The sequence below is a fragment of the Alkalilimnicola ehrlichii MLHE-1 genome, assembly GCF_000014785.1.
In the GTDB taxonomy this organism is placed as follows: Bacteria; Pseudomonadota; Gammaproteobacteria; order Nitrococcales; family Halorhodospiraceae; genus Alkalilimnicola; species Alkalilimnicola ehrlichii.
Genome location: NC_008340.1, coordinates 2450335 through 2460935 on the forward strand (window position 1 = coordinate 2450335; position 10601 = coordinate 2460935).

General features: G+C 68.1%; 11 protein-coding genes. 2 read left to right on the forward strand and 9 right to left on the reverse strand.

Annotated elements, in window-relative coordinates; translation table 11 throughout:
- Positions 1-3 precede the first annotated feature (3 nt).
- Genes MLG_RS10925 through cpaB form a run of 9 tightly spaced genes read right to left on the reverse strand, consistent with a single transcriptional unit; the run spans position 4 to position 9562 of the window.
- The gene (locus MLG_RS10925; protein ID WP_011629891.1) at positions 4-1815 is read right to left on the reverse strand and encodes a TadG family pilus assembly protein; all 1812 of its coding nucleotides are present in this window, start codon (positions 1813-1815) and stop codon (positions 4-6) included.
- 28 nt (positions 1816-1843) lie between these two features.
- Positions 1844-2161, reverse strand: coding sequence for a DUF3613 domain-containing protein (locus MLG_RS10930; protein WP_011629892.1), 318 nt, complete (start codon positions 2159-2161; stop codon positions 1844-1846).
- Between the two features lie 15 nt (positions 2162-2176).
- Complete coding sequence (locus MLG_RS10935; RefSeq protein ID WP_232209250.1) at positions 2177-2932, reverse strand: tetratricopeptide repeat protein; 756 nt, start codon at positions 2930-2932, stop codon at positions 2177-2179.
- Positions 2925-3863 carry a type II secretion system F family protein gene (locus MLG_RS10940; RefSeq protein WP_011629894.1) on the reverse strand — a complete coding sequence of 313 codons (939 nt, stop codon included), beginning with the start codon at positions 3861-3863 and terminating at the stop codon, positions 2925-2927. The genes MLG_RS10935 and MLG_RS10940 overlap by 8 nt, the downstream gene beginning before the upstream one ends.
- 16 nt (positions 3864-3879) lie before the next feature.
- Positions 3880-4764 carry a type II secretion system F family protein gene (locus MLG_RS10945; RefSeq protein WP_011629895.1) on the reverse strand — a complete coding sequence of 295 codons (885 nt, stop codon included), beginning with the start codon at positions 4762-4764 and terminating at the stop codon, positions 3880-3882.
- A 9-nt stretch (positions 4765-4773) separates the two neighbouring features.
- On the reverse strand, positions 4774-6090 hold the full coding sequence (locus tag MLG_RS10950; RefSeq protein WP_011629896.1) for a CpaF family protein: 1317 nt from the start codon (positions 6088-6090) through the stop codon (positions 4774-4776).
- The gene (locus MLG_RS10955) at positions 6090-7310 is read right to left on the reverse strand and encodes an AAA family ATPase (RefSeq protein WP_011629897.1); all 1221 of its coding nucleotides are present in this window, start codon (positions 7308-7310) and stop codon (positions 6090-6092) included. The genes MLG_RS10950 and MLG_RS10955 overlap by 1 nt, the downstream gene beginning before the upstream one ends.
- Complete coding sequence (locus MLG_RS10960; protein ID WP_011629898.1) at positions 7300-8586, reverse strand: type II and III secretion system protein family protein; 1287 nt, start codon at positions 8584-8586, stop codon at positions 7300-7302. The genes MLG_RS10955 and MLG_RS10960 overlap by 11 nt, the downstream gene beginning before the upstream one ends.
- A gap of 25 nt (positions 8587-8611) precedes the next feature.
- Positions 8612-9562, reverse strand: a complete 951-nt coding sequence (gene cpaB / locus MLG_RS10965; RefSeq protein ID WP_011629899.1) for a Flp pilus assembly protein CpaB — start codon at positions 9560-9562, stop codon at positions 8612-8614.
- A gap of 274 nt (positions 9563-9836) precedes the next feature.
- Between cpaB and MLG_RS10970 the strand changes: the two genes are divergently transcribed.
- Positions 9837-10022: a Flp family type IVb pilin gene (locus MLG_RS10970; protein WP_011629900.1), complete on the forward strand. Its 186-nt coding sequence runs from the start codon at positions 9837-9839 to the stop codon at positions 10020-10022.
- Positions 10022-10522 (forward strand): prepilin peptidase, encoded by a 501-nt coding sequence (locus MLG_RS10975; RefSeq protein ID WP_011629901.1) that lies wholly within the window; start codon positions 10022-10024, stop codon positions 10520-10522. The genes MLG_RS10970 and MLG_RS10975 overlap by 1 nt, the downstream gene beginning before the upstream one ends.
- Positions 10523-10601: the final 79 nt, after the last annotated feature.

Here is a 10601-nt window from a genome sequence, read left to right on the forward strand (position 1 = left end):
CCGTCATCGGACCAGATCGACGCCGCCCTCAAGCAGCTCCACCACTTGGACGTCTAACCCTCCCACGCCAACGCCAAGCATGCTCAGCAGCGGCTCCAGAATGACGCTCCCTAATAGCTGCAGCACGAGGGGTAATACCAGGCTCAGCAAGATCGCAACCACTTCATTAACCAGCGCTTCCACCACGGCCGTGGTCAGTCCCAGCAACGTTGCGAGCACTCCCAAATCCTCGACCAGGGTGATCTCCACATCGATACTCTCGCCCAAGGTCTGTAACCCGTTCGCCAGTGCTCCGCCCAAGCCGCTGGCGACGGATTGCACCTCTGTAGGCAACGCCGCCCGGTCCTCAACCAGGAAATGAAGCGTTTCGCCGGCAGCAGGCTGAATCGGCGCGTTCGCAGCGAGCGCCAGGGTGGCAATGTGAATCCCCAAGGCCCTCACCTCGACCGCCACCGGTAACACCGACGGGTCGGAGACAGCGATGTCATCAAACTCCCCCAGCTCCAGATTAGCAACCCCGGGCAGAGTGCCGACCGCCACCTCCGTGGCCCCGGGGGTGTCCGGAGGACAGCCAACCCCCTCAACCCAGGCGCTCCCTTGCGCCGCCTGCAGCGCCACCCCCAGGTCGACGTCGACCGCTGCGATACCCACATTCAATGATAGGTCCGCGGCGGCCTGGAGGCGCACCTGCGCGGTATCCACAATGGTCCGCCACTCCCCGTCGGGGCCCCGGCCGGGCGGGCCGATGACAATCTGCGGCGGCTCGACAATCGTGGCCTTAACCCGGGCGTCAACATCTACCAGGTTCAGCAGATTCAGATCACTCAGTGGCAGGAGAACATCAAGCTCCACGGCGTGGTCCCGGGTTGCGGTCATCGCCGTGGTCATGATCAGGTCCAGCACATTGACTTGGGCGTCCAGGGCTGCGTCCGGATCCATGGAGGGGGCCTGGACCTGGAGGATGTCGGCAAGCTGCAGCTCCAGGTTTTCCACCCCGATGTTCAGGAGCTGGTTGCGCAGGACCGAGGCGTTCACGTCGAGGACACCCTCCCGTTCCACCGCCCGGACGGCTGCCTCCAGCACATCCAGCAAACGCACATTTGCGGACAGCAGCTCATCGACCGTCGCGACACTGAGATCCACCCCCAGTACCGCCAGGTCCTGAGCCAACTGGAGCAGCGTCACTGAGGTATCCACCAGGCCGGCGAAGGCCACCGCGTCCAACTGCAGGTTGGTCCCCAGCAGACCGTTAAGCAGGGCATTGAGCAGGGGGGAGTTCTCGGTGTCCACCCGCGCGGCCCAGGAGCCGGCGGAGATCCCCACCAGCGGCATGCGCCGGGCCACCGCCTCGGCGCTCAGGGTGGCCTGCTGGCCAAACAGCCCCCCGAGGACCAAGCTCTGCGGCACCTCGTGCTCCACGTGCACCCGCGCCGCCTCCGGCACCACCCCGTGATGGCCTACATCCGGCATGGTCTCGAACACCCGGAGGACGCCGTCCTCCACCAGACGGCCCAGCAACAGCCCCTGCGCTCCTATGACGAGGTCATCACCCTGGTAGCCGTTGCGCTCCGCCACCGCCTGCGCCGTCTGTAGCGCCGATGCAGGATCCGCCGTGCAGCCGGTATGCTTCCAGGCCGTTTCCAGGGCCGTCGCATCGGCGATCCGCTGCAGGTTCCGCTGCTCCATATAGAGCCGGCCGGCATCCAGAGCCAGGGCCAGGAACACGACCACCACCACCAGCAGGAGGACCGCCGCCAGGCCGATCGCACCCCGCTGCCGCCCCGGACCGATTCCCTGTCCTTGCAGTCTCACCATCAGGCTCCTGCGCGGGCGCCCGCGCCTTTTAGTCGACCCCGAAGGAGTCGCGGTCGAAATAGGTTTCGGGGATCGGGTGGGTGAAGCTGTCCAGATAACGCCGCAACGCACGGGTGCGGGCCGCCTCCGGCAGGCCCTGCACATAGGTCGAGGCCTGGTCACCGTCCCGCTGCAGCGCCAGCCAGGCACGGGTCTGCTCCCCCGCCCGTTCCGGGGACGACCGGACGGCCGACTCCGCTTCCTCCGCCGCCCCGTCGGCCAGTACCGGACCGGTTAGGAACAGCACCAGCACCGCCGGCCAGCACCAACGCCATCGCGGCTGTTCATTGACTCGCTGTGACATCATGCAAGACCTCGCTGATCAATCGGAAGGCAACCCCAAGTCCGGGGCTTCGGATACGCCTTGGACCGGTTCCGTCACCCGCTCGCCCCGTTGCGCCCGGGCCCGCGCCTGCTCCAGGCGCGGCAGGCGCTCGTTGAGCCGGGCCACCAGGGTCTGGTCCACGTCGTAACGCTGCAGCAACGCATTCAGCCGGGGGATGTTGTCCTGGCTGAGATAGAGCAGCATCAGGTTTTCCAGTGGCTGCTCATGCCCCTCGCTCAACTCCAGGGCGCTGCGCAGCTCGAACTCCGCCTCGCTGTCCCGGCCCAGCATCAGGAGCACGAAGCCGTAGTCGTTGCGTACCTGGGCCACCCGGGGCAGATCGCGCCGGGCGGCGGCCAGTGCCTCGGCCGCGCGCGCATAATCGCCCTCCCGGATGGCCAGCACCCCCAGGCCATGGCGGGCCGCCCCCCGGAGGCAGGCGTCGTTCTCGACGGCGTGGAAATGGTCCCGCGCCTCCGCCCGCCCCATCTGGCTGAGGATCTGCGCCTTGGCCAGCCGGATCTCGGCCGACCCGCCGCCCAGGCCATCCAGGTGTGCGAGGGCGGCATAGGCCTGCCCCCGGGCCATCAGCTGCTCCGCCTCCTCCATGGCCATGCGCTGCTCCGGGTCCAGGTCGGACCGGCATTCGCCCGCCCCGGGGCGGGCGTCGTCCGCGTTCGGGCCCAGCGCCGCACAGCCGGAGAGCAGCAGCGCCGCCCCCAGCCCTGTGAGCCATTGTCGAAAGTCAGTCACCCACACCTCCCAGGGCCCCTACCAGACTGATGAGCCCGGGCGCTGCCAGGACGACCAGCAGGGCGGGGAAGAGAAACAGCATCATCACCACGCTCATCTTGGCCGACATCTTGGTGACCTTCTCCTGGGTCCGGGTACGCTGCCGGTCGTTGATCAACTCCGCCAGCCGGGTCAGCGGCTCATCCACATTGCCGCCCTGCTCCACCACCTGCTTCAAGATCAACACCGTATCGTCCAGCTCCGGTACCTCCAGGTCCCGGGCCAGGCCATCGAGCACCTCCACCAGACCCTCACCACTCCGGGCCCGGTTCAGGGCCAGGTCGAGCTCCCGGCTCAGGTCCGGCATCAGCTCCCGGCCCTCCACCGCCACCATGCCCAGGGCATGCTGCACCGACTGGCCGGAATCCAGCAGCATGCGCAGGATCTGCACGGCCGTCGTCACCTGTTCACCGATGCGCATCTGGCGCGCCGAGGCGAGACCGGCCACCACCCGCTTGGGCAGGAACAGCGCGGCCAGGCCCAGCAACGCCAGCAGTCCGACATCCTCACCGGTCAAGGCCCCGCGGCTGATCCAGACAAAGCCCAGCCCGCCGGCCACCACCACCCAGGGCAGCGCCTGGACCAGCAGGGCCACCGCCGCCCGGTCTCCGGCCCGCCGCAGACCCCACTGCCGAAGGCGGCGCGCCAAGACCGGGTCCTGCGCGAGGGCTGGGGCGGCCCCGCGTCCGGCCGCCAACCGGCGCCAGAGGGTGTGCGCGCCGGATCGCCCGTCCACCGGTTCATCCCAATCCCGCCCGCCGCCCCGGGCGGTGCCCATCAGCCGGCCCTCCACACGGCCGTACTCCTGTGAGCGGCGCCACAGGGGCCAGACCACCAAGGCCAACCCGGCCGCGAACAACACCAGGGAGGCAACGAACAGCCAGACCATCATGCCGGCGCTCCCCCTGTCATAACGATTTCACCATGCGCCAGATCAAGAAGATGCCAAGCACTTGCCAGGCCATGGCCCCACCCAGCAGCCAGACGCCCACGGTGGATTCCAGCATGGTCGCGTAGTAGTCCGGGTTCATCATCACCGTGTAACCCCCGACCCCCACCGGCAGTATGGCCAGAACGCCAGCGCTGATACGGGTCTCGCCGGTCATTGCCTTCAGTTCCCGGCGGGCACGCTCCCGTTGGCGCAGCAGAGTGACCACCTGCTCCATCAACTGGATGGCGCTGCCGCCGTAGCGCAGGTTGATACGGACGCCGATGGCCACCAGCTGCAGGGCGTCCACCCGGTAGATATCGGCGGCCCCCTGCAGGGCATCGCTGAGGCTTGCACCCATATCCACCTCCCGCTGGACCCGCTGCATGACCTCGGCCACCGGCGGGCGCATCTCCCGGGTGGCGGCCGCCACCGCCACCGACAGGGTGCGCCCGGCCTGCAGGCTGCGGATGATGTGCTCGACGAAGCCGGGCAACTGGGCCTCCATCGCCCGGAGCCGCCGCTGGCCGCGCCAGTAGACCACCAGGTAGGCCGCCGCCAGGGCAATCAGGAGGCTGACGACCCCGCCCCGGGCCCCGGCGATATACACCCCCGCCAGACCGACCAACAGCAGCACCGCCAGGGCAACGTAAAGGCCGCTGATCCGGCCGGAGAACCCGGCCCGCATCAGGAAACGGGTCAATACCCCCCGTCGCGGTAGGCTCCGGGGGGCCGCCACGAACTCATCGATCCGCTCATCGACGGTCTCCAGGTCCCGCCTCCGGCTGGCGAGGTACAGCAGCACACTCCCGGTCGCCGCCAGACCGAGGGCCAGCACCAGCAGGATGTAACGCTCCGCTACCATGACCGGGCCTCACTCATGCCGGGTGCGTGGGGCTGCCCACCGGGTCCCCACCCGGGGGCCTTCCCGCCGGGCGGGGGCGTTGAGGGCCTGAAGCTTCGGGTTGGAGACCGGGTCGTCCCTGCGCACAAACTGTCCGCTCTCCGCGTCCCGTTCATACAGGACCGTGGTGACGAAGTTACCGTCCCGCACCGTCACCAGCTCCCGCACCTCGCTGATACAGCGGGTTCCGTCCCTGAGCCGGACCAACTGGACGATCAGGTCTACGGCGGCGCCGATCATGCGGCGCACCGTGACCTCAGACATCTGCCGCCCCGCCATGCCGAACAGCATCTCCATACGCAGCAGCGCATCGGTGGCGTTGTTGGCGTGCACCGTGGACATGGAGCCGTCGTGGCCGGTGTTCATTGCCTGCATCACCTCGACCACCTCATCGCCGCGCACCTCACCGAGGATGATGCGGTCCGGGCGCATGCGCAGGGCGTTCTTGACCAGGTCCCGGGCGGTGATCTCCCCATAGCCCTCGACGTTGGGCGGCCGGGTCTCCAGCCGAACCACGTGGCTATGGTGAAGCTGCAACTCGGCGGTGTCCTCAATGGTGACAATGCGCTCCGTCGCACCCACATAGCCGCTCATGACATTGAGCAGCGTGGTCTTCCCGGTGCTCGTCCCGCCGCTGATGAGGATGTTGGCGCGCTGCTCCACCGCGTTGCGCAGGAAGGCCAACAGGCCCTCGTCCAGCGTCTTGTAGGCGATCAGGTCATTGCCCCGCAGGGGGTCCGCGGCGAACTTGCGGATGGAGACGCAGGGGCCGTCCAGCGCCACCGGTGGGATCACCGCGTTGACCCGGCTGCCGTCTGGGAGACGGCCGTCGACCATCGGGCTGGCCTCGTCCAACCGCCGGCCCAGGGGGGCGAGGATCCGGTCGATGACCCGCTTGACGTGGTCGTCGTCGATGAATCGGTGGTCGGTCTCGAACAGCTTGCCGTCGCGCTCCACGATGATGTGCTCGGGACCGTTCACCAACACCTCGGAGATCGAGGGGTCGGCCAGCAGGGTCTGCAGCGGCCCGAGGCCGCAGAGCTCATCGGCGATGTCCTCCGCGAGCCGGTCCAGGTCCTGGCGGCTGACGGCCAGCCGGTGGCTGGCCACGTACCCGCCCACCTTCTCGCGGACGTATTCCAGGATGGCGGGCCGCACCCAGGTGGCTAGGTCGACCCCGTCCTCCTCAATGGCGTCGATGAGATACCGGTGCAGCCGCAGTTTGAGGTTCTGCTCATCGGCTTTCTGCCGCAGCGCGATGCGCTTGCCGTACATCCCCACTTTCATCACCGGCCTCCCAGCAGCCGCTTCAGCCGCGCCAGCCCGCCCTTGCGGGCCCTCACCTCATCGCCCTGCAGCAACTGCCGGGCCAGGCTCTGCACCTCCCGCGCATAGGGGTCGGAGGGGGCCAGCTCCAGCAGGGTCTTGCCCAGGTTGATGGCCCGCAGCCGCTGACCGTCCCCGGTGCGCAGGACCGCCGCCAGCGGTGCGCCCATACGGTCGGCCACCATTTCGGCCTTGGGGGCCTGCCGGTGCTGGTAACGGTCCACCACGATATGCCGAGACTCGATGCGCACCCCGCTGTCCTCCACCTGGCGGATCCGGCGCAGGTTCTGCTGGCAACTGGGGATGCTCTGGTCCACCACCTGCAACACCTCGTCCGCACCACTCAGCATGACATTCAGGAACCCGCCGGCGGGCAACCCACCCAGGTTCACCACCAGGTGGCTGTAGTAGCGCTTCAGCGAGCCCAGGAGCAGATAGAGCTCGGCGGTGCTCACCTCCTCTTCCTCGTCCTCGAAGGAGTCCGGCATGGAGAGCACCTGCAGCCCCGTGGCGTGGGTGGGCAGGGCGTTCACCAGCAGGGTCCGGTCCAGCCGCTTCAGATTGCGGACCGCATCGAAAAAGGAGAAGGAGGACTTGAGGTTGAGCAGGGCGAGGGAGTCGGCCGGCGGGATCGCCAGGTCCAGCAACAGGACCTGGGCATCCCGGCTGTCCCGCTGGATGGCCTGGGCCAAATGGGTGCAGAAAAAGGCGTTGGCCATGCTGGGCCGGGCGTTCATGACCGCCCAGACCCGCCCCTTGTCGGCGGCATCGCTGGGCTGCACCGGGGCCTTGTCCAGGGCCCGGCGGATCAGGGCCCGCACCTCGCTGGCCCGGGTGCCCACGGTGAGAAAGTCCCGCGCCCCCGCCCGCATGGCCGCCAGCAGTTCGTCCTGGTGCACCCCCTCCCCCACCGCAATCACGGTGATCAAGGACTTGACGTCGAGGATACCCTCCACCAGGGCTGCGGACTGTGCCAGGTTGTGGCGGTCCATCCAGACGAAGAGCAGCGGTGTGTCGGTCAGGTCCAACACCCCGCGGATCTCCTCCAGGTTACCGGTCTCCGCCGGCACCACCGTGCCCATCTCCCCCAGGCTGAGCTTCAGCCATTCCAGCGCCCGCCCCTCCGGCAGGGCGGCCACGAACCGATGGGCGCCCTGGGTCGCCGCCACCTCATTCGCCATGGCCACGCCCCCCGCCGCCGGAGCGGCCTGATTCAAAGCTGCCGTCCTCCAGGAAGAACTGCTCGGTCCAACTGGGGCGGTAGTCCCGCAGGTCCTCGCCGGGCAGGGGCGGCTGCTCGGCGTCCCGCGCCAGCGGCTGCACCAGGTGCGGGGTGACGATCATCAGCAGTTCGCGGTCCTCCTCGCTCACCCGCGAAGAGCGGAAGAAGGCACCGAGCACGGGGATGTTGCCCAGCCCCGGGAACTTGTCCACCTGGGAGGCCATGTGATTACTCACCAAGCCGGAGATGACAAAGCTCTCCCCATCCCCCAGGGTCACCGTGGTATCGGTGCGGCGCACCCGCAGGCCGGGCACCCGCGTGCCGGCAATCTCGATTCCGGAGGTATCGTCCAGTTCGCTGACCTCCGGCGCCACCTTCAGGGTCAGGCGGTCGCCGTCGATGACGGTGGGCGTGAACGAGACCCGGACACCGAACTCCTTGAAGCGGATGTTGATGGTGTCCGAGCCAGAGCTGGGTACCGGCACCGGGAACTCGCCACCGGCATGGAAGGTCGCGCTCTGACCGCTCAGGGCCACCAGGCTGGGCTCCGCCAGGGTGTAGGCGAAGTCGTTGGCCTCCAGGGCGTTGATCATCGAGAGGAAGCGACTGCCGCCACCGCCGTAGAAGATGTTGAACCCCGAGTCGGAGGCGGGCAGCCCCACGTTGGCGTCGCCCACGCCGCCGGGGGCAACCGAGCCGCTCACCGACCCCGGGCCGCCGAACAGGAAGTTGGCGCTGCCGCGCCGGCCTAGGATGGAGCCCCCCATCTCGCGCAACTTGGAGCGGCTGACCTCCACCAGGCGGATATCGGCCTGGACCTGCATGGGCAGGTCCGCCACCTGGTCGCGGCTGCCCTCCGCCTCGTGCACCTGGAGCGCCTCCCGGGCACTGACGATCACCAGCGTCCGATCAGGCCGGTCGTTGCAGGTGGTCCAGACATAGACCGAGGTCAACCCGCCATCGACACCGGTCAACAGCAGTTCGCGGTCGCCGATAATCTCCAGGTCCGCCACGTCCGGGTCACCCACCGCCACTCGGGTCACCCGGGTGGGGAAGGTCAACCGCTTGTGGACCCCGGCGTCCAGGTGCTTGACGTGGGGCAACACGCTGTTGACCCGGTCGCAGCCGGCCTGGGCCACGTTGCCGGATATCCCCCCCAGCATCAGCCCTAGGACCAGGACACCGAGCAGGCCCTGCCGGGCAGGGCCGGGAATCATTGCGGTCAGCTTGAACATGCGCACCGTTTCGCCCCCAATTGGTTTAATTTTGGCCCGGGCGGACCGTCTCCCGCTGCGTGCCGCGGTGCAGGTAAACCGGCGGCGGCTCCGGCGCGGGCTCATCCGCCACCGCCTCCACGGGCAGCAGGTCGGTCAGCGCGACGCGGCCCCAGGCCCGCGGGTCGTCGGGACTGTGCAGGGTGCGGAGGCGGGCGAAGCGCTCCGCCGGCTCCGTCCCCCATTCCGCCTCGAAGGCCTCCGGATCGAAATCGGGACGCCGCTCGATGGCCGGCCGGGCGGCGAGACGGAGGGTCCCGGCGCTGTCCGCCAGCAGCAGGGTGGCGACGTCCTCCTCCGGCAGGGCGAGGACCGCCGTGCGCGCGCCCCGTTGGCGCTGAGTGCCCTCCTCGTCGCGCCGGTCGACCACGCCGTCCGGGGGAATCGCCAGGTCCTCGCCGTAGGCCAGCACGCGGATATTGGGGTGCAGCAGGCGGCCGATCTCGCCCACGCCGCGCTGACTCAGGTAGAGCATGACATCGACGCGATCGCCCGGCGACAGGTAGCCGCCGACCCCGATCACGTCGTCGACACTGATGGCCACCGCCCGCTCGCCGGGCAGCAGCCCGCGGCTGACCTGGCTGGCCACGGAGAAGCGCGGCGCGGTGAGCAGCTCGCCCTCCTGGATCGGGGCCTCAACCCGCAGCCCGATCACCTCTTCGGGGTCGGAAAAGGCCAGCGGCGGGACCCGCCGCAGGGTCTCGGTATGGATATCCGCTTCGCCGACCAACTGCCCCGGCTCCAGCTCCGTGACTGCGAACACCACCGGATGCCCATCCTCATCCGGCCGAGGCTCATCGGGCTCGGGGACGTCGGTGACCTCGTCAATGCGGATTTCGGACTCGTCATCGGTGACCAGGCTGATGCCCCACCAGCCCACCACCAGTGCCGCCCCGATAAAAACAATCGCCAGTACGATCAGAACCCGGCTGTTCATAGCGCCTAACTATCCCCCCAAGGCAGAAACGGATGACCGCCCGACCACCGGAGGCGGCAAGACCAAACGAATAGTAATCATGACGGCCGCAGGGTTTATTGGCAATACAAGAAGGGACTAGTTCTATTCTACGCATTGACTCGGTCGACACAAAACCGATGCGGGCACTGCCCAATTTCACCCCACGAGCACATAATAATAGTAATTGTGGAAAAACCCGCGGCTTGCTAAGCTTTCTATATAGTCTCACCCATCCCTGCCGGAGAACGTACCGATGAAGAAGTTCCTGCTAAAGCTGTGGAAAGACGAAGAGGGCGCCTCCGCCATCGAGTATGCCCTGATTGCGGCGATGGTGGCGGTTGCCCTTGTGGCGTTCGTCGGGCCGGTCCGCGACGCGATCACCGGCATTTTTAACGACATCCTCAATGCCTTGACCGGTGCCAACGGCAATGGCGATTAATGATCTCCACCACCGCCATTGCGGTCTGGTGCAGCCTGACCGGGTACTGGGATGCCCGCCATCGCCGCATCCCCAACCTGCTGACCCTCCCGGCCGCCCTGGCCGGGCTGGCCTACGCGGTGGTCACCCAGACCGCCGCGCTGGGTGAGCTGCCCTGGGGCGCAGTGGCGGCAGGCGCCGCCATCGCCCTGGTGCTGACCCTGCCGGGCTTTGCCCTGGGCAAGCTGGGCGGCGGGGACGTCAAGCTGCTGCTGGCGATTGGCCTGCTGGGGGGGCACCCGGCGGTACTGAGCAGTTTCGTGGTCGCGGCCTTTACGGTCACGGGCCTCTTCCTGGCGCTGATCCTGGCCACCCGGCTGGCACCGTGGCCGGGCCTGCCCGGGCCCTTACGCTGTTCGCTTCAGCGCCTCCCCGGGCCGCGCGAGGCCCGGCTGCCCTTTGGCGTCGGCCTGTGTGCCGGCCTGCTTGGCTATATCGTCTGGCTGACCTGGTTGCAATAACCGGCGACGCGGCGATTAACCGCAGCCAAATGAAATAGACCATCGGTGCGTCAAATCACCACAGCGAAGCCGTCCATGC